Source organism: Streptomyces sp. AA4, from assembly GCF_000158875.1.
Lineage (GTDB): Bacteria > Actinomycetota > Actinomycetes > Mycobacteriales > Pseudonocardiaceae > Amycolatopsis.
The window spans coordinates 794,897-812,650 of record NZ_GG657746.1 but is presented as its reverse complement, the minus strand read 5'-3'; the positions used below and the strand labels follow the sequence as shown (position 1 = coordinate 812,650).

17 protein-coding genes and 1 pseudogene are annotated in these 17,754 nt (G+C 69.8%); 8 read left to right on the top strand and 10 right to left on the bottom strand.

Going from position 1 to position 17,754, the window contains the following annotated elements; translation table 11 throughout:
• Positions 1-12 precede the first annotated feature (12 nt).
• The 5 genes and pseudogenes from SSMG_RS03985 to SSMG_RS03970 all read left to right on the top strand — a co-directional run bounded on the left by SSMG_RS03985 (position 13) and on the right by SSMG_RS03970 (position 2,772).
• Entirely contained in the window at positions 13-342 is a 330-nt protein-coding gene (locus SSMG_RS03985; protein ID WP_009073019.1) for an MGMT family protein, read from the top strand.
• A gap of 79 nt (positions 343-421) precedes the next feature.
• Positions 422-586 (top strand): annotated as a pseudogene (locus SSMG_RS47535) (hypothetical protein); the annotation flags it as partial.
• A 39-nt stretch (positions 587-625) separates the two neighbouring features.
• The gene (locus SSMG_RS46625) at positions 626-949 is read left to right on the top strand and encodes a helix-turn-helix domain-containing protein (RefSeq protein ID WP_234392755.1); all 324 of its coding nucleotides are present in this window, start codon (positions 626-628) and stop codon (positions 947-949) included.
• The gene (locus tag SSMG_RS03975) at positions 946-1,800 is read left to right on the top strand and encodes an IS3 family transposase (protein ID WP_009077419.1); all 855 of its coding nucleotides are present in this window, start codon (positions 946-948) and stop codon (positions 1,798-1,800) included. The genes SSMG_RS46625 and SSMG_RS03975 overlap by 4 nt, the downstream gene beginning before the upstream one ends.
• A gap of 150 nt (positions 1,801-1,950) precedes the next feature.
• On the top strand, positions 1,951-2,772 hold the full coding sequence (locus tag SSMG_RS03970; RefSeq protein ID WP_009073014.1) for a siderophore-interacting protein: 822 nt from the start codon (positions 1,951-1,953) through the stop codon (positions 2,770-2,772).
• On the opposite strand, the gene SSMG_RS03965 is transcribed toward SSMG_RS03970, so the two are convergent.
• Positions 2,769-3,575 (bottom strand): uroporphyrinogen-III synthase, encoded by an 807-nt coding sequence (locus tag SSMG_RS03965; RefSeq protein WP_037712468.1) that lies wholly within the window; start codon positions 3,573-3,575, stop codon positions 2,769-2,771. The genes SSMG_RS03970 and SSMG_RS03965 overlap by 4 nt on opposite strands.
• A 184-nt stretch (positions 3,576-3,759) precedes the next feature.
• On the bottom strand, positions 3,760-4,737 hold the full coding sequence (locus tag SSMG_RS03960) for a YafY family protein (protein ID WP_009073011.1): 978 nt from the start codon (positions 4,735-4,737) through the stop codon (positions 3,760-3,762).
• A gap of 62 nt (positions 4,738-4,799) precedes the next feature.
• On the opposite strand from SSMG_RS03960, the gene SSMG_RS03955 reads away from it, so the two are divergent.
• The 3 genes from SSMG_RS03955 to SSMG_RS03945 are packed head-to-tail and all read left to right on the top strand — an operon-like array spanning position 4,800 to position 7,297.
• Positions 4,800-5,195 (top strand): DUF3224 domain-containing protein, encoded by a 396-nt coding sequence (locus tag SSMG_RS03955; protein ID WP_009073009.1) that lies wholly within the window; start codon positions 4,800-4,802, stop codon positions 5,193-5,195.
• Between the two features lie 11 nt (positions 5,196-5,206).
• Positions 5,207-6,325 carry a winged helix DNA-binding domain-containing protein gene (locus SSMG_RS03950; protein ID WP_086024866.1) on the top strand — a complete coding sequence of 373 codons (1,119 nt, stop codon included), beginning with the start codon at positions 5,207-5,209 and terminating at the stop codon, positions 6,323-6,325.
• Positions 6,326-6,346: 21 nt separating this feature from the next.
• Complete coding sequence (locus SSMG_RS03945; protein ID WP_009073005.1) at positions 6,347-7,297, top strand: squalene cyclase; 951 nt, start codon at positions 6,347-6,349, stop codon at positions 7,295-7,297.
• On the opposite strand, the gene SSMG_RS03940 is transcribed toward SSMG_RS03945, so the two are convergent.
• The 8 genes from SSMG_RS03940 to SSMG_RS03905 all read right to left on the bottom strand — a co-directional run bounded on the left by SSMG_RS03940 (position 7,294) and on the right by SSMG_RS03905 (position 17,612).
• Entirely contained in the window at positions 7,294-7,902 is a 609-nt protein-coding gene (locus SSMG_RS03940) for an SUMF1/EgtB/PvdO family nonheme iron enzyme (protein WP_037712466.1), read from the bottom strand. The two genes, SSMG_RS03945 and SSMG_RS03940, sit on opposite strands and share 4 nt — an antisense overlap.
• A 16-nt stretch (positions 7,903-7,918) precedes the next feature.
• Positions 7,919-9,046 (bottom strand): uroporphyrinogen-III synthase, encoded by a 1,128-nt coding sequence (locus SSMG_RS03935; protein ID WP_009073001.1) that lies wholly within the window; start codon positions 9,044-9,046, stop codon positions 7,919-7,921.
• On the bottom strand, positions 9,043-9,375 hold the full coding sequence (nirD, locus tag SSMG_RS03930) for a nitrite reductase small subunit NirD (protein ID WP_009072999.1): 333 nt from the start codon (positions 9,373-9,375) through the stop codon (positions 9,043-9,045). Before nirD ends, SSMG_RS03935 begins: the two co-directional genes overlap by 4 nt.
• Positions 9,372-11,876: a nitrite reductase large subunit NirB gene (nirB, locus tag SSMG_RS03925; RefSeq protein WP_009072997.1), complete on the bottom strand. Its 2,505-nt coding sequence runs from the start codon at positions 11,874-11,876 to the stop codon at positions 9,372-9,374. Before nirB ends, nirD begins: the two co-directional genes overlap by 4 nt.
• Position 11,877: 1 nt before the next feature.
• Positions 11,878-13,215, bottom strand: a complete 1,338-nt coding sequence (locus tag SSMG_RS03920) for a NarK/NasA family nitrate transporter (RefSeq protein WP_037712462.1) — start codon at positions 13,213-13,215, stop codon at positions 11,878-11,880.
• 26 nt (positions 13,216-13,241) lie between these two features.
• On the bottom strand, positions 13,242-14,666 hold the full coding sequence (locus SSMG_RS03915) for an FAD-dependent oxidoreductase (RefSeq protein WP_009072995.1): 1,425 nt from the start codon (positions 14,664-14,666) through the stop codon (positions 13,242-13,244).
• Positions 14,663-16,699 carry a molybdopterin oxidoreductase family protein gene (locus tag SSMG_RS03910; RefSeq protein ID WP_009072993.1) on the bottom strand — a complete coding sequence of 679 codons (2,037 nt, stop codon included), beginning with the start codon at positions 16,697-16,699 and terminating at the stop codon, positions 14,663-14,665. Before SSMG_RS03910 ends, SSMG_RS03915 begins: the two co-directional genes overlap by 4 nt.
• Positions 16,700-16,814: 115 nt before the next feature.
• Positions 16,815-17,612, bottom strand: coding sequence for a TIGR02569 family protein (locus SSMG_RS03905; RefSeq protein WP_009072992.1), 798 nt, complete (start codon positions 17,610-17,612; stop codon positions 16,815-16,817).
• Between the last annotated feature and the right edge of the window lie 142 nt (positions 17,613-17,754).

Here is a 17,754-nt window from a genome sequence, read left to right as displayed (position 1 = left end):
ATTCCCCGGGTCATGAACGACGAACTGCACGAGCGGATACGCGCAGTCATCGCCGACGTACCCGCGGGGACAGTCGCGACGTACGGCGACGTCGCAGCGCTCTCCGGCGCTCCCTCTCCGCGCATGGTCGGCCGCGCCCTCGCCGAGGACGGCCACGACCTGCCCTGGCACCGCATCCTCCGCGCGAACGGGACCCCCGCGCCGCATCTGCTGCACGAACAGCTCGAGCGCCTGCGCGCGGAAGGCGTGCTGGCGGACGGCGACAAGGTGGACCTGCGGAAGTACCGCTGGCGCCCGGACGGGGACGAGCCCGGCGAGGACGAACCGCCCGGCTTGTTCTAGAACCGGCACCGCGGCTCGGCAGAGGTCCGTGAGGGGAACCCTCACGCACTCAGAGTCCCTGTGAACTGCGCCCCGGAAGTTGGACTGGGAATCCAGTTCCAGCTGTCCGGGGAGTGGTTCGTTGCATCCACGCAGTTCGTTGTCTGAGTGGCAGCGGGCGTCCGCTGTTGCGTTGTTCGAGGACGGGTATGGCGCGAAGGCCGTGGCGTCCCGGTTGGGGGTGTCGGCGGGTGCCGTGCGACGCTTGCGTGATCGTTGGAGGCTGCGGAGCGCGGGAGCGCTGATGGACAAGCCAGGCAGGCGGTCGTTCGCGTTCGAGTTCAAGCTGGAGGTCGTGCGCCGGTATGTCGGCGGCGAGGCGACCGCGGCCGAGCTGGCGCGCGAGCACGGGCTGTCCTCGCCCAAACTCGTGGAGAACTGGGCGCGGGCGTATCGGCGCGAGGGAGAGGACGCGTTGCGGCCCAAGCCGAAAGGCCGTCCGCCCGGTGTCGCGGACTCGCCGGGTCCCGGCGAGCTGGAGCGGTTGCGGGCGGAGAACCTGCGGCTGTCGGCGGAGAACGCCTACCTAAAAAAATTGCGGGCCTTGAGGGAGCAGGGGCGAGGGTGAAAACCCAGGCCGTCGCCGCCCTCAAGGCCGACTATCCGCTGCCGGTGCTGCTGGCGGTCGCGGGCCTGGCCCGGTCGACGTTCTTCTACCACCAGGCCCGGCCCGACCGGCCCGACCCGCACGCCGGGCTCAAGGCCGCGATCGCCGAGGCGTTCGAGGCCGCCCGCGGCCGCTACGGGCACCGGCGGATCCACACGGTCCTGGCCCGCGCCGGCTGGCGGGTGGCGAAGAAAACCGTGCTCGCGCTGATGAACGCCCTCGGCCTGGTCTGCCAGGTCCGGCGGCCGCGCCGGCGCCGGTCCTGGCCCGGCCGGCCCGGCACGGCCGCCGAGAACCTGCTCAACCGCGAGTTCGGCGCCGAGGCCCCGGACACCAAATGGGTCACCGACGTGACCGAGTTCCGCATCGGCGACCGCAAGGTCTACCTCTCGCCCGTGATCGACCTGTTCGACCGGTCCGTGATCGCCTACGCCTGCGGGCCGTCCCCGACGCTGGAGCTGACGAACTCCTCGCTGCGCGCCGCGATCGCGACCCTGCCCGCCGGAGCCCGCCCGCTGGTGCACTCCGACCAGGGCTTCCAGTACCGGCACGCCTCCTGGCGCTCCCTGCTCGCCGACGCCGGCCTGACCCAGTCGATGTCCCGGCGAGCCACCTGCCTGGACAACGCCGTCGCCGAGAACTTCTTCGGCCACCTCAAAGAAGAACTCTTCCACCACACCAAGTTCGACACCGTCGACACGTTCATCACGGCACTGCACGACTACATCGACTGGTACAACACCACCCGCATCTCCACCACGCTCCAAGGCCTGAGCCCGGCCGAATACCGGGCCCAGACCCTCGCCGCCTAACCTCTACATAACCAGTCCAACTTCCGGGGCCCAGTTCACTCAGGGTTCCCCTCACGGACCTCCGACCGCGCCTCCCGAGCCGGAAAGCGTGGCCTCCGCCATCCTCCCCAGCCATAGCCCGCCGTGTCCGTTTTAGGTTAGCCTCACCTCATGAGCGTGCTGACTTACCACCCCGGCAGGGTCACCGCGGTCCGGCGGGTCACCCCGCACATGGCGCGGGTCACCTTCGACTGCCCGGGGCTCGCGGCGGCGGGCCCGGCGGCGCCGGACGCGTACGTAAAGGTGTTCTTCCCGCTGCCCGGCGACGAGGAGCCGCATCTGCCGCCCGCCGCGATGGGGGACGACGACGCCCTGTCGTGGTATCGCCGGTACCTCGCGATGCCCGATGACGTGCGGCCGCCGATGCGGACCTACACGGTGCGCGCGGCGCGTCCGGAGACCGGCGAGGTGGACGTCGACTTCGTGCTGCACGAGGAGAGCGGCGGACCGGCGTCGACGTGGGCGGGGCAGGCGGAGGTCGGCGGCCGGGTGGCGTTCCTCGGGCCGCACGGCCTGTACGACGTGCCGGACGGGACGACGTGGCAGCTGCTGGTCGGCGACGAAACCGCGTTGCCGGCGATCGGCGGGATTCTCGAGAGGCTGCCGCAGTCGGCGCGCGCGTCGGTGTACATCGAGATTCCGGACCGTGCGGAGCGACAGACCTTCGAGACCAACGGTGCGGTCGAGGTGCACTGGGTGGTCCGCGGTGCGCGTACGCACGGCGAAGCGCTCGTAGACGCCGTACGCGCGGCAGAGCTGCCCAGCGGCACGCCTTACGCGTGGGTTTCCGGCGAAGCAGGCGTCGTGAAGCTGGTTCGACGGCACCTGGTCCGCGAGCGCGGCTTCGACAAGACAGCCATCTGCTTCACCGGCTACTGGCGGCAAGGCCTCAGCGAAGAAGCTGCGGGACGACAGCAGGCCGAAGCGTCCTAAGCCAGCTTCGCGACCACCAGCTTCACTAACGCGCCCAACCGCTGACGCTCCGGCTGTAGCGTGCTGATTCCGGCTGCCTCCAACGGCACCGCGGTCACCGGACCGACGCACGCGCAGACGACCGTGCCACCGCGCAGGATCTCGCGCAGCTCCGCGCCGCGGCCGGATTCATCGGCGAGTGCCAGAAAATTCGTCGCGGCCGGGGCGCTGGTGAACACCAACGCGGCCAGTTCGCCGGACAGCACCTCGCGGATCAACGAGAACACCGGTTCCGGATCCGGCGGCGTGTGCCACCGGTAGGGCTGCACGGCGAGCACCGACGCCCCGGCCGCCGCGAGCGGATCGGTGAACTCCGGCAGCGGTGCGCCGTGCAGTTGCACCGCCACGCGCGCGCCGTCGACACCGGCTTCGGTGAGCGCGCCGAACAACTCGTCGTTGGTCTCGCCGGGCGCGGAGTACTCCTCGCGCAGGCCGACGCCCCGCACCGCGCCGACCGCTTTGGGCCCGCGCGCGAAAATGCGCGACCCGGACAGCGCGTCCAGCAGCGCCGCGCGGAGTCCCCAGCCTTCGGCCGCGTCGAGCCAGCCGCGGAACCCGGCCCCGGTGGTGACCGCGGTGAGGCCGACCGGCGCGGCGAGCACGGCCTCGGTGCCGCGGCGCAGTTCAGGGTCGTCGGCCAGCGGGACGATCGTGATCGTCGGCGCGTGCCGCACTTCCGCGCCGTGCCGGAGCAGCGCGCCGATCAGGTCGTCCGCGCGCCGCTCGGCCGTGACGCCGATTCGTACGCCGTCCAGCTCAGCCATCCGACAGCTCCATCCCTTGCGAAGGCCCGCGCCGTGCTCAGCGCACCCGTCCGCTCGACTCGTATCCGGCGAAAACCTGCCAGGAAGCCAACAGCATCCCGCCCAGGCAGCCTCCGCACCACACCTCGGCGGCACGTCTCACTCGCACCCTCCGCGAAGACGCGCCGGCAAGCCGCCGGAACCCTCACTCGTACGCCTGCCCCATCTCCCGGATCGCCGCCGCCAGCTCCGTACGCAGGCCGCTGGGCGCGAGCACCTCCAGATGCGGCCCGAACCGCAGCAGTTCGCCGATCGCCGCTTCTCCCGGTTCGACCGGCAGGTCGATCGTCAACCATCCGTCGCCGTCCGGTTCCGCTCCGGCGGCGACTGCCTCGCGAAGCGCCCGCGCTCCGACGCTGCCCGCGTAGAACGGTACGAGAGCTTGGGCGCGCGGCGAGAGGCGGACTGTCGCCTTCCGGGGGTACATCCGGCGTTCGAACTGCTCGGACCACTCCTGCCAGTAACGAGCGAGGTCGAATTCCGCCGGTCGCTCGAACTCCTCGCCGAGGTCGGTCAGCTCGAGAATGCGCGAAATCCGGTAGGTGCGATCGGTCCCCTCGCACCGGGCGGCGAGGTACCAGTTGCCCGCTTTGAGGATCAGCCCGAGCGGTTCCAGCACCCGCTCGACCTCGCGCTGTCCCCACCTCTCGTACCGGACGCGGACCCGGCGCCCGGCCCACACCGCGTCGGCGACCGCGGACAGGGTCGGCAGGCTTTCGATGCCGCGATGCCAGCCGGGAACGTCGAGGTAGAAGCGTTCGGCGACGCGGCCGGCGCGGCTGCGCAGCTCCTGCGGCAACGCCGCGTACAGCTTCAGCTGCGCCGCCGCCAGCACGGTGCCGAGCCCCAGCTCCGCAGCCGCCACCGGAATCCCGGCCAGCGCCAGCGACTGGGCTTCGTCCTCGTTGAGGCCGGTCAGCCGGGTCCGGTAGCCGTCCACGAGCTGATAGCCGCCGCTGCGGCCGCGATCGGCGTACACCGGCACCCCCGAGGCCGACAGCGCCTCGATGTCCCGGTACACCGTCCGGACCGAAACCTCCAGCTCAGCGGCCAGTTCCTCGGCGGTCATCCGGCCGCGGTTCTGCAACAGGAGAAGCACGGTGAGCAAACGTCCGGCACGCATGCGCCAAGTATCGCTGAAATACCTGACACAAGATGGCAGGTATGCGTGGTTGAGTATGCGGCATGAACACGTTTGGCATGACGAAGTGGGAAGAGCACGTGGCGAGCGGCGAGGAGGGCGGCCCGCGCGTCGCCTACGTGCACGCCGCGATGGAGTACTCGGGCGTGATCCAGGGTGCGGCCACGGGCGACTACCTGCTGTACTACCCGGGCGAGGGCTACGACGGCGGCGCGACCACGTCGCCGGGCTACGACCGGTTCGAGGGCACTGTCGACGGCCGCGGCGGCACGTTCATCGTGCGCCAGGAGTGGGGTTTCGACCCGAAGAGCATCCGCTCGGAATTCGAGGTCGTGCCGGGCTCCGGGACCGGTGAGCTGGCGGGCATCAGCGGCCGCGGCACCGTGCACGGCGTGCTGGGCGAGCCGACCGTGTCGTACACCTTCGACTACACGCTCTGAAGGAGGCCGGGATGCTGGAGGTGTCGCGCGCACAGGCGCTGGCGTACCGGATCGCCGAGCAGGGGCTGCACCGCTCCGTCGCCGATCCGTACGACCTGCCGCTGCTGGACCTCGGTCTGCAGGACAGCATGCGCGACACCGCCCTGCTCTCGCTGGCGGCCCGGATGCCGGGTCCGGTCACGCCGGAGTCTCTTGTGGACGATCAGCGGCTCGCCCTGGTGTGGTCGCACCGGGGCGCGCCGCATTTCCACCGGCGCGCGGATCTGCCGGAGCTGGCGGCCGCCTTGGTGCCGCTGGGCGACGCGGACGCGCTGGCCCGGATGCTGTGGCAGAAAAAGGACATCCAGGCCGCCGACGAGTCCCCGGTGGACATTGTCTTCACCACCGCGCGAGCGATCCGCAAGGTGGTCACCAAGCCGATGACCAAGGGCGTGGTGAGCGGGGAGATCACGAAGCTGCTCCCGCCTTCGTTCAGCCGGTGGTGCCGTCCCTGCAATACGACCCACGTGCACGAACAGCTCATGCGCGTCGCTGCCCTCCACGGCGGTACGCGGCTCGAAGCCGGGCAAAGTCCGGCGACGCTCGCGCCGCTGGAAGATCGCGGACGAATGTCCACCCGTCCGGTTCCTGCGGCGGTTTCGCGAGTGATTGAGCAGTATCTGCGTTTCAACGGACCCGCGACGCCAGGCGATGCGGCCGGTTTCGTCGGCACTGCGAAGACTTGCCTCAGCGAGACGTGGCCTTCCGCGGTCACCGAGGTCAAAGTGGACGGTCGGCGCGCCTTTGTCCCGAATGATCGGCTGGCCGCGTTGGAGAACCCGCCCTCCCCTGCCGGAGTGCGCCTGCTGCCCCCGCTCGATCCGTACACGCAGGGTCGCGACAAAGCCGTCCTCGTTCCGGACAAAGCGCGAGCGAAAGAAGTGTGGAAAATTCTCGGCAGCCCGGGTGCGTTATTAGTCGAAGGAGAGATTCTGGGCGTCTGGCGCACGAAAGCGTCCGGCAAGCGGCTGGCCTTCACGCTGACCGAATTCGATCCGCTCCGCCGTTCCGACCGCGCGGCCGCCGAGGACGAGGCGGCCCGGGCCGCGTCCGCACGGGGCTACCAGGACTTTTCCGTGACCTGGGCTTGACCGGCGGGCTAGAGTCTTGACATGCTGAAATGGCTGCTCGACTCGGACCCGACGCTGCGCTGGCAGGTCGAACGGGACTTGGCGGGCGCTCCGCCCGAAGTCTGGACGGCCACCCGGCACAAGATCGCGACCGAAGGCTTCGGCGCGCAGCTCCTCGCCCGGCAGGCCCCGGACGGGCAGTGGGCGGGCGGTGCGTTCTTCCCGGCGCGATTCCAGCCAGGCCCGGATACCGGACAACCGTGGACGGCCACCACGTGGTCGCTCACTATGCTCCGCGAATGGGGCATGGATCCGGCGGTGCTGCGCGCCAACCGCACCGCGGAATTGATCGCCGAGAATTCTCGGTGGGAATACCACGATTTGCCGTACTGGGACGGTGAGGTCGACGTCTGCATCAATGCCTGGACACTCGCGAACGGCGGCTGGCTCGGCGTCGACGTCTCCCGGCTCGCCCACTGGTTCCCCGAACACCAGATGGACGACGGCGGCTGGAACTGCGAATGGGTCGACGGATCGAAACGCTCGTCGTTCCACTCGACGCTGAACGCGGTGAAAGGCCTGCTCGCCTACGACATCGCGACCGGCGGCACCGACGAGACGCACGCCGCCCGTCGAGCCGGTGAGGAGTACCTGCTGGAGCGCCGTTTGCTGTACCGGCTTTCGACCGGCGAGCAGGTGGCGTCCTGGGTCGACCATTTCGCCTATCCCGTGCGGTGGCACTACAGCGCGATCAACGCGCTCGAGTACTTCCGCGAGGCCGCCATCGTGGACGAAATTCCGCCCGACCCGCGTCTCGCCGACGCGGTCGAGCGGGTTCGCGCCGCCCGGCAGCCGGACGGAACCTGGCTGCAGGACGGCCGCCTGCCCGGCGAGATGTGGTTCGAGGTCGACGTCCCGGCCGGGGAACCGTCGAAGTGGCTGACCCTGTACGGCACCCGGATCCTGTCCTGGTGGGACGCCGCGCAGTCCTAAGTGGACCGCGCAACACGAAAGCCGACGTCGTCCACCCGGAACGTCGGATGGCTCCGGCGGCGCACCGACACGCGGACGCTCCAGTGCTCGTCCGCCCAGCCGCCGCCTTTGAGCACCCGATACTCGCCGTAGACCGCCGGATCGTAGAGATCCCAGCACCAGTCCCAGGTGTTGCCGAGCAGGTCGTAAGCGCCCCAGGCGTTCGGCCGCTTCTCCCCCGGCGGATGCAGCTGACCGCCGGAGTTTCCTTCGTACCAGGCGATCTCGTCCAGTTCGCCGTACCTCGGACCTTCGGTGCCCGCGCGGCAGGCGTGTTCCCATTCGGCTTCAGTAGGCAGCCGATAGCCGGACGCAGACCGGTCCCACTCCACTTCGCTGCCTTCAACCAGGTACGCGAGTGGCAGTCCGTCCCGTTCGGACAGTGTGTTGCAGAACCGCACCGCGTCCAACCAGGACACTTCGACGACAGGCAGACCACCGCCGCCGTGGTATTGCTCCTGGGTGACCGGGAACGCGCCCAGCTCGAAGGCGGCCACGTCGACTGTCCAGCTGCGTTCTGTCCGCCGGTCGGTGAGCTTCACCGTTCCCGGCGGAACGGGGATCATCCGCACCGCGCCGAGGTTAGCCGATCGGAGCTGGGGTGTCGCCGGGATTCACCGCCAGCCGATAGCCGCGCTTGACCACGGTCTGCACCACCCCGTTGCCACCGAGCGACGTGCGCAACCGCCCGATCGCCGTCTCCACCGCGTGTGCCTCGCCGCCGGAGGGAAGCTCGGCGGACAACTCCCGGCGCGCGACCACTCGTCCCGGCTGCCGCGCGAGGGCGCGCAGGAGCGCCATCGGGGCCGGCGCGATCTCCCGCCACTCACCGTCCACCAGCGCGCCAGTGCCGCGGATCTGCAACACATGACCGGCTGCGTACAACGTCGGCGAGGCCGCGACCAAAGCCTCGGCGACGGTTCTCGCCAGCGCACCGATCCGCGACCGTCTCGGCTGGACAGTCGGCACGCCAAGCGAAGCCAGCGGCCCGGCCGCGATCGGGCCGACGCACGCCACGATCACCCGGTTGCTCAACGCCTCGATCAGCGCACCGAGCCGACCGGTCCGCCGCGCCATCGCCACCGTGGACGCGGCAGCGGGCGCGCTGGTGAACGGCAAGGCGTCGATCGTGCCTTCCAGAACCGCGTCCAACAGCCGGTCGAGCGGGCCCGGATCGGCCGGAGCCACCCACCGGTACACCGGGATCTCGATCACCTCCGCGCCCGCCTGGCGAAGGGTCTCCGCGAAGTAGGGCAACGGCTCGCCGTGCAGCTGAAGCGCGATCCGCCGTCCGTCCACACCGGACTCGCTCAGGTACTGCAACAGCTCCGCGCTGCTCTCCGACGCGGGCGAATAGTCCTCCGCCAGCCCCGCCGTCCGCACCGCCCCGGCCGCCTTCGGACCGCGAGCCAGCAATGAAGCGTTCGACAGGTGGTCGAGCACCTTTTCACCGAGACCCCAGCCATCCGCGGCCTCGATCCACCCGCGGAAGCCGATGCCGGTGGTCGCCACCACGATGTCCACCGGCGACTCCAGCAACCGCATCGTCGCCGCGTGCAGTTCGGTGTCGTCGGCCAGCGGCACGATCCGGATCGCCGGTCCGTAGCGGACCGCCGCACCCTGGCGCACGAGCAGCGCGCCCAGCTCTTCAGCTCGGCGCGCTGCGGTGATTCCTACCGTGAACCCGGCCAGTGGCGGGACATCGATCACGGCGAGCCCACCTCGATCACCCCGTCCCGTACCCGAACCGGATACACCGGCACCGAAACCCCTTCCGCGTCGAGACACGCACCGGTGCGGAGCGAGAACCGTTCTTTGTAGACCGGAGACGCCACCACCGGCTCTCCCCCGGCGTCGCCGACGATCCCGCGGGACAGCACGGCCGCGCCGCTGCACGGGTCCCAATTGGACAGTGCGTACCAGCCGTCGCCGGCGTGGAACACCGCGACCTGCCGGCCGTCGATCAGTGCCGCGGCTCCGGAGAACTCCGGAATGTTCGCGGCCGCGCACACCGCGGTCCAAGATGAGGTCATGGTCATCGCCGCACCTCCGGAATTCCCAGCAGCACCGGGATCTTCTGCTCCCGCTCCGCACGGAACGAGATCGACGGGTCGGGTGTCCCCGGCGCGTTCACGAACGAGCTGAACCGCGCCAGCTTCTCCGGGTCTTCCAGCACCCCTCGCCATTCGTCGGAGTAGCCCTCGATGTGCTTCGCCATCGCCGCGTCCAAGTCCTCGCAGATGCCGAGGCTGTCGTCCACGATCACCGCGCGCAGGTGGTCGAGCCCGCCGTCCAGCTCCTCGATCCACGGCGCCGTACGCTGCAACCGGTCCGCGGTGCGCACGTAGAACATCAGGAACCGGTCGATCGTGCGCACCAGCGTTTCGGTGTCCACATCGGACACGAGCAGTTCCGCGTGCCGCGGCGTCGCTCCGCCGTTGCCGCCGACGTAGAGGTTCCATCCGTGTTCGGTGGCGATCACGCCGAAGTCCTTGCCGCGCGCCTCCGCACATTCCCGCGCGCAGCCGGACACCCCGGCCTTGATCTTGTGCGGCGACCGCAGACCGCGATACCGCAGTTCCAGATCGATCGCCAGCCCGACGCTGTCCTGCACGCCGTAGCGGCACCACGTCGAGCCGACACAGGATTTGACCGTCCGCAGCGATTTGCCGTACGCGTGCCCCGATTCGAAGCCCGCGTCGACCAGTCGTCGCCAGATGTCCGGCAGCTGGTCCACAGTGGCCCCGAACAGGTCGATCCGCTGTCCGCCGGTGATCTTCGTGTACAGCCCGAAATCCTGCGCGACCTGAGCGATCACCATCAGTTTTTCCGGCGTGATCTCGCCGCCGGGAATGCGCGGCACCACCGAATAGCTGCCGTTGCGCTGCATGTTCGCGAGGAACCGGTCGTTCGTGTCCTGCAGGGACGCCTGCTCGCCGCCGAGGATGTGCCCGTTGCCCAGCGTCGCCAGAATCGACGCCACCGCGGGCTTGCACACCGCGCACCCGGTCCCGGTGCCGTACCGGCTCACGATCTCGCTGAACGTCGTCATCCGCGTCGCCTGGATGATCTCGAACAGTTCCGCACGCGACTGCGTGAAGTGTTCGCACAGCGCCTTCGACTGCTCGACCCCGCACGCGTTCAGCAGCTTGGCCAACATCGGTACACACGAGCCGCACGACGTTCCGGCCCGCGTGCACGCCTTCAGCTTGCCGACCGAATCGCATCCGTCCTCGTTGATCGCCCGCGTCAACGCGCCCTTGGAAACGCCGTTGCACGAACAGACCTGCGCCTCGTCCGGCAACGCGTCCACACCGACCGCCGCGCCGCCGCCGGCCGGGGCGAGCAACGCGCCCGGGTCGGCGGGCAGCGGACGACCGACCAGCGCTCGGAGCGTGTTGTACTCCGCCGCGTCGCCGACCAGGACCCCGCCGAGCAGCGTCTTGCCGTCGTCGGTGACCACGAGCTTCTTGTACGTCCCGGCCACGGCGTCGTTCACCGCGACTTCCAGCGCGCCTTCGGTAGCCGCGTGCGCGTCGCCGAAGCTGGCGACGTCCACGCCCATCAGCTTCAGCTTCGTGGCGGTGTCCGGTTCGGGGAAGCTCGCCGTCGTGCCGGTGAGCTGCGCCGCGACCACCTCCGCCATCGCGTATCCCGGCGCGACGATGCCGTACACCCGGCCCTCGACCGCCGCGCACTCGCCGATCGCGTAGATCGCCGAGTCGCTGGTCCGGCACGTCGCGTCGACCAGCACGCCGCCGCGTTCGCCGACGTCCAAACCGGACTCCCGCGCGAGGTCGTCCCTCGGGCGGACACCGGCGGAGAAGACCACCAGGTCGACGTCCAGCTCCGTGCCGTTGCCCAGCCGGGCCAGGAGCCGCGATCCGTCGGCCTCGATCGCGTTCGTCGAGGTTCCGATGTGGACAGTCACGTCCAGGTTCGTGATCAGCCGGCGCAGCAGACCGCCGCCGCCGTCATCGACCTGCAACGGCATCAGCCGCGGGGCCATCTCCACCACGTGCGGCGACAAACCCATGTCCCGCAACGCCTTCGCCGCTTCGAGCCCGAGCAGGCCGCCGCCGATCACCATCGCCGCGCGCCGGCCGCGTCCCCGTCGTTCGGCCGCGGCACGAATCGCGTCGAGGTCTTCGATCGTCCGGTACACGAACACGCCCGGCAGATCCCGCCCCGGCACCGGCGGGACGACCGGACGGGAACCGGTCGCCAGCACCAGCTGGTCGTACGGCTCGACGTGTCCAGACGCCGTCGTCACCGTCTTGGCTTCGCGATCCACCGACACGACGAGTTCGCCGAGGCGAAGGTCGACCGCGTCGTCGTCCGCGTAATCCGAGCCCGGCAACGCCAGCGCGGCCGGATCCCAGCTGTCCACATAGGAAGTCAGCGCGACTCGGTCGTAAGCGGGACGGTTCTCCTCGCCGAAGACGACGACCCGCCATTCGCCCGCCGAATCGGCCGCGCGAAGTGCCTCCACGAACCGGTGCGCGACCATGCCGTGCCCGGCGACCACCACTGTAGGCATTTCAGACCTCCGCTCCTGCCAACGCCACCTGCGCGCGCACCGCCGGCTTGCGCAGATAGCCGAACCACGTCACACCCACGCACACCGCGTAGAAGACCAGGAATCCGACGAACGCCGGAACCCCGCTGTGCGTGCTGGCGAACGACTGCCGGAACGCGAGGTTGATGAACAACCCGCCCAGCGCGCCGATCGCCCCGGCCAGCCCGATCAACGCTCCGGACAGCCGGCGCGCGTTGCGCAATTCCGTCGCCTCGTCCGCACCGGCCTGAATCGCCGCGCGCGCCTTCACCTGGAAGATCGCCGGGATCATCTTGTACGTCGAGCCGTTGCCGATTCCGGTGAGCACGAACAAGACGATGAACGCGGCGGTGAAGGTCGCCAGCGAATCCGCCGAGGAAGCCAGCACCAGCACCACGGTCGCCAGCGCCATCGCGCCGAACGTCACGAAGGTGACCCGGCCGCCGCCGATGCGGTCGGACAGCCATCCGCCGATCGGCCGCGACAGCGAACCCAGCAGCGGTCCGAGGAACGTCACCGCGGCCGCCTGCAACGGCGTCCGGCCGAACTGGTTCTGCAGCACCAAACCGAAGGCGAAGCTGTAGCCGATGAAGGAACCGAACGTGCCGACGTACAGCAGCGACATCACCCAGGTGTGTCCATAACGGACTACCTCGCGCATGGCCTTGGTGTCACCGCGAACGCTGGACAAGTTGTCCATGAACAACGCGGCACAGGTTGCGGCGATGACGATCAACGGAAGGTAGATGTAAAGCACCAAGCGCGGCGCCGTCGCACCAGCGGTGCCGATGACGAGAAGTCCGACGAGCTGAATCACCGCCACACCAAGGTTTCCGCCACCGGCGTTCAACCCGAGCGCCCAGCCCTTGTGCCGTTCCGGATAGAAGGTGTTGATATTCGCCATCGAGGACGCGAAGTTTCCGCCACCGACTCCGCCGAGCGCGGCCATCAACACAAAAGTGCCCAGCGAGGTGCCCGGGTGCAGCACGATGGCAGTCAGCACCGTCGGAATGAGCAGCAGCGCGGCACTGATGACTGTCCAATTGCGACCGCCGAAGCGCGCGACCGCGAAGGTGTACGGGATCCGCATGATCGCCCCGACCACCGTCGGAGTCGAGACGAGCAGGAATTTGTCCGCCGCGCTGAACCCGTAGGCCGGGCCCATGAACAGCACCACGACCGACCACAGGGTCCAGATCGAAAAGCCGATGTGTTCGGAGAACACGGAAAACCACAGATTGCGCCGGGCGACTCGCTTGCCGGTCGTTTCCCAGAACTCGTCGTCCTCGGGATCCCAGTGCTCGATCCAACGGCGGGTCATGGCGTCCTCCTCGTTACCGGGGGCGGTCATTGCGCGGCCAGCCAGTCCGCGACCGCGCCGACGGTGTCGCGGCAGCTGCCGCATCCCGTCGTGGCGCGGGTGGTGCGGGCGAGTGCGGCAGCGTCGGTGGCGCCACCTCGCCAGGCGTCGATCAGCCGGCCTTTGGTCACCGCGTTGCAGCGGCAGATCACTGTCGACGAAGGAAGATCCGCTGGGCTCGCCGCCGTCGGCGCGCCCGCGGGCAACGCACGGCCGAGCAGCACCGCGAGCCGGTCTTCGGGGACCGGGGTGCCTCGGTCGTGCAGCTGCGTCACGGTCGCCGCCGCGTCCGGCAGGCCGAGCAGGATCGCGCCGGTCACGCGGTCGCCGCGGACGACGAGCTTGCCGTACCGCCCGCCGGACGGATCGTCGAAGGTCACGACCTCGGCGGCGGCGTCCTCGCTGGTCACCTGCGTTTCGCCGAGCGCGGCGAGATCGATGTCGCGGGCCTTGAGCCGGGTTACCGTGCGCGTGCCGCGGTAACGCGCCGTGGCGTCCGTGCCGGTGAGCAGGTCCGCGAGCACCGCGGCCTGTTCCCACGCGGGCTGCACCAGTCCCGCCGGCGCACCAGGATGCCGCGCGCAGTCGCCCAGTGCGTGGATCCGGCCGTCGCTGGTCCGGAGCAGGTCGTCCACCAGGACTCCGCGGTCCACCGCGAGCCCGGCGGCCTCGGCGAGCGCCGTTTCCGGTCGTACCCCGGCCGCGACGACCACGAGGTCCGCCGGAACGAAGCTGCCGTCGTCAAGTTTCAGGCCGTCTCCGGGCAGGTGCCGAGCGGCCGTCACCTCGAACCGGAACGTCACGCCCAGCTCCGCCAACCGGCGCGCCAACACGCGGCCAGCACCGGAATCCAGTTGCCGTTCCAGGACGTGCGGCTGCGGATGCACCACCGTCACGTTCGCGCCGCGCCCGGCCAACCCTCGGGCGGCCTCCAAACCGAGCAGCCCACCGCCGAGTACCGCGACCGGAGCGCCCGGACGGGCGGCGTCCACGATGCGTGCGCAGTCGTCCAGTGTTCGGAACGCCACGACCTCCGGCCCGAGTTCGAGCCCTTCGACCGGCGGCAACCACGGCGCGGCTCCGGTCGCGAAGACCACTGCGTCGTAAGGGAAATCCTCGTCTTCCGTGCAGACGACGCGGCGCGCCGGATCGATCCGCGTCACCCGCGTGCCGAGCCGCAAGTCGACTCGCGTCTGCGCGGCCCACCCGGAATCGTGCAGCCGCACCGTGTCCGGGCTCATCCCGCCCGCGACCACAGTGGACAGCAGCACCCGGTTGTAGGCCGGATGCGGTTCCTCGCCGAGCACGGTCAGCCGCACCCGGTCGCCTTCGGGATCACGCCGCCGGATTTCGTCCGCGAGGCGTGCCCCGGCCATTCCGTATCCGATGATAACGACGTTCCGCGCGCTCATGCTTCCGCCCTCGCCAACGACACCGCGCACACCTTGAACTCCGGCATCCGGCTCACTGGGTCCAGCGCCGGGTTGGTCAGCAGATTCGCCCGCGCCGCACCGGGAAAGTGGAACGGCAGGAAGACGAGGTCGACCCGCATCGACGGGACGCACCGCACCTGCGCGACGGTCTCGCCGCGCCGCGACCGCACCACCGCGCGGTCGCCGTCGGCCAGTCCGGACCGCGCCGCGGTATCCGGATGCACCTCGACGAACACCTCCGGGACGACCGCCGTCAGCTCCGCGATCCGGCGGGTCTGCGCACCGGATTGGTAGTGCTGCAGCACCCGGCCGGTCGTCGCCTGCAACGGGAACGCTTCGTCCGGCAGCTCGGCGGGTCCGCTGTGGTCGACGCCCGCGAACCGCGCCCGGCCGTCCGGATGCGCGAATCCGTCGAGGAACATGCGCGGCGTGCCCGGGTGGGTCTCGCCGGGAACCGGCCAGTGCAGTGCTTCTCCGGACCGCAGCCGGTCGTAAGTCACCCCGGAGTAGTCCGCGGCTCCGCCCTTCGACGCGGCACGCAATTCCTCGAAAACCTCCGCCGCGTCATCCGGGAACCTCTCCGCGGGCTGTCCAATTCGGACCGCGAGCTCCCGCAACAGCGACAGATCGCTGCGCACTCCGTCCGGCGGGTCGATCGACCGTTGCCGCAAAAGGACCCGGCCTTCGAGGTTGGTCAACGTGCCTTCCTCCTCGGCCCATTGCGGCACCGGGAAAACCACGTCGGCCAGCTCGGCGGTCTCCGACAAGACGAAGTCCGCGACCACGAGAAGATCCAGTCCGGCCAACCGTTCCTGCACTCGGGACGAGCGTGGGGCCGACACGACCGGGTTGCTCCCGAATACCAGCAACGCCTTGATCGACTCGCCCAGCGCGTCGAGCAACTCGACCGCCGAGCGACCAGGTCCTGGCAGGCTTTCCGGTTCCACGCCCCAAACCTGGGCGACCTGCGCCCGCGCCGCCGGGTCGTCGATCTTGCGATAGCCCGGCAGCTGATCCGCCTTCTGGCCGTGCTCGCGTCCGCCCTGGCCGTTGCCCTGCCCGGTCAGACAGCCGAAACCGGACCCGGCGCGCCCGGGCAATCCCAGTGCGAGGGCGAGGTTGATCCACCCGCCGACCGTCGCGGTGCCGGACGCGTGCTGTTCCGTCCCGCGCGCGGTAAGCACATACGCGTTGCCCGCCCGGGCCAGCATTTCCGCGGCCCGCCGCTGATCCGCGGCCGAGACCCCGGTCACCCGCTCGGCTCGTTCCGGCCACCACGTCGCGGCGATGCGCCACATCTCGTCGAATCCGGTCGTCCGAAGATCCACATAGGACTTGTCGAGGTGCCCCTCGGCGACGACCGCGTGCAGAATTCCCAACGCCAGCGCGAGATCCGTTCCCGGAGCCGGCGCGAGGTGCAACGTCGCCCGTTCGGCGGTCGGCGTGCGGCGCGGGTCGACCACGATCAGTTCCGCGTTGTCCAGATGCTGCATGAACGGCGGCATCGTCTCGGCCGGATTCGCTCCGGCGAGCAGGACGACGTCCGCGTTCGCGAGATCGGTGACCGGGAATGGAAGTCCGCGGTCCACGCCGAACGCGCGCATCCCGGCCGCCGCGGCGGAGGACATGCAGAACCGGCCGTTGTAGTCGATTTGCGACGTCCCGAGCGCGACCCGTGCGAATTTCCCGAGCAGGTAAGCCTTTTCGTTCGTGAGTCCGCCGCCGCCGAACACGGCGACCGAGTCCGCGCCGTGCTCCCGGCGCGAGGCGAGCAGCCGGTCCGCGACGAAATCCAGTGCCTCGTCCCAGGAAACCGGCTGCAGTTCCCCGTCCCGGCGGAGCAGTGGCGAGGTCAGCCGGGCAGCGGATTCCAGCAGCGCGCCGGACGTCCAGCCTTTCTGGCACAGACCGCCCGCGTTGACCGGGAAATCCCTTGGTGTGACCCGGGTCTCGTCCAGGCGCATCCCGCACTGCAGAGCGCAGTACGGGCAATGTGTGTCGACGTGCGGCACAGGCGCTCCTCGAGTCGGCGATGACCCGACGGTAAGGACGCCGTGTTACCTAGAAGTGCCGGAATGTTTCAGGCAGTTGACATTGCCCGCCGTCACACCGGGGGCGCGCGGTGAGTCAGAGGATCGCGCTGACCTCGCGGGCGGCGGCGCGCAGGCCGTCCAGCGCGGCGTTCGTGGACTTGGGGTCCAGTGCGTGTTCGGCGAGACGGAAGAGAATGGCACGCAGCAGGAGCTGGGGCCACTCGGGGAGGTGCGCCCAGCGTTCCAGCAGCGCTCCGGTGGCTCCGCCCCAGATCAGGGAGTCGACCGCGGCGATCGCCGCACCCCATTCGCCGGGGCGGTAGTACGGGACGAAATCGACCACGCCGGGAGCGGCGTCGCCGTCGAAGAGCAGGCCCGCGAGGAGTTCGCCGTGGGCGACTTGGTGCGGGAGTTTGATCGGGCGGCGGCTGGGGGCGAGGATTTCGAACCAGCGGCCGCCTTTTTCCTCGGGAAGGGGGCGGTCTAGTTCTTCCCAGGCGATGCGGTCGGCTATCGCGTCTCGGTCGTCCCGGGCGGAGAGGAAGTCCGGGCGGGGCAGGTCCGCGGTGGCCCGGTGCAGGCGGACCGCGGCCAGGACGGATTCGTCGCAGCGGTGTTCGGTGGTGCCGGGGAGGTAGCGCCAGGCGGACCAGTCTCCGACGATCCAGCGGCCGTCTCGGGAACGGATCGGTTTGGAGATGCGGAGGCCGGGGTCTTCGGCGAAGTCCAGGGCCCGGGCGGTCCAGAGGGCTTGGGAGCGGTCGGTTACGCGTTTGAAGACCACTTCTCCGGCGTGCCAGGTTTCGGAGTCCGGGAGAAGGGTGATGGCGTCGGCGTCGCTGCCGAACGCGGAGCAGACGCGGTTGGGGGGACGTTCCAGGATTGACCGCACAAAGGGGGAGGTTACCCCGGTGGGGGTGGGGTTATTGGGGAGACTCGCTGGTCAATGGGTGGGGGTTCGGCTCGTCGCCCTGGCGGGCGACATTGCGCCGCCCCTGGTTGCGTGGGGCACCCCGAAGGTTGATTGTGCTGAC

What these genes read in the sequence shown, in the direction of transcription:
- SSMG_RS03955 (WP_009073009.1), top strand. Translation starts at nt 4,800, where the DNA reads ATGAACACGTTTGGCATGACGAAGTGGGAAGAGCACGTGGCGAGCGGC.
- SSMG_RS03945 (WP_009073005.1), top strand. Translation starts at nt 6,347, where the DNA reads ATGCTGAAATGGCTGCTCGACTCGGACCCGACGCTGCGCTGGCAGGTC.
- SSMG_RS03965 (WP_037712468.1), bottom strand. Translation starts at nt 3,575, where the DNA reads ATGGCTGAGCTGGACGGCGTACGAATCGGCGTCACGGCCGAGCGGCGC.
- SSMG_RS46625 (WP_234392755.1), top strand. Translation starts at nt 626, where the DNA reads ATGGACAAGCCAGGCAGGCGGTCGTTCGCGTTCGAGTTCAAGCTGGAG.
- nirB (WP_009072997.1), bottom strand. Translation starts at nt 11,876, where the DNA reads ATGCCTACAGTGGTGGTCGCCGGGCACGGCATGGTCGCGCACCGGTTC.
- SSMG_RS03915 (WP_009072995.1), bottom strand. Translation starts at nt 14,666, where the DNA reads ATGAGCGCGCGGAACGTCGTTATCATCGGATACGGAATGGCCGGGGCA.
- SSMG_RS03920 (WP_037712462.1), bottom strand. Translation starts at nt 13,215, where the DNA reads ATGACCCGCCGTTGGATCGAGCACTGGGATCCCGAGGACGACGAGTTC.
- SSMG_RS03985 (WP_009073019.1), top strand. Translation starts at nt 13, where the DNA reads ATGAACGACGAACTGCACGAGCGGATACGCGCAGTCATCGCCGACGTA.
- SSMG_RS03940 (WP_037712466.1), bottom strand. Translation starts at nt 7,902, where the DNA reads ATGATCCCCGTTCCGCCGGGAACGGTGAAGCTCACCGACCGGCGGACA.
- SSMG_RS03960 (WP_009073011.1), bottom strand. Translation starts at nt 4,737, where the DNA reads ATGCGTGCCGGACGTTTGCTCACCGTGCTTCTCCTGTTGCAGAACCGC.
- nirD (WP_009072999.1), bottom strand. Translation starts at nt 9,375, where the DNA reads ATGACCATGACCTCATCTTGGACCGCGGTGTGCGCGGCCGCGAACATT.
- SSMG_RS03950 (WP_086024866.1), top strand. Translation starts at nt 5,207, where the DNA reads ATGCTGGAGGTGTCGCGCGCACAGGCGCTGGCGTACCGGATCGCCGAG.
- SSMG_RS03970 (WP_009073014.1), top strand. Translation starts at nt 1,951, where the DNA reads ATGAGCGTGCTGACTTACCACCCCGGCAGGGTCACCGCGGTCCGGCGG.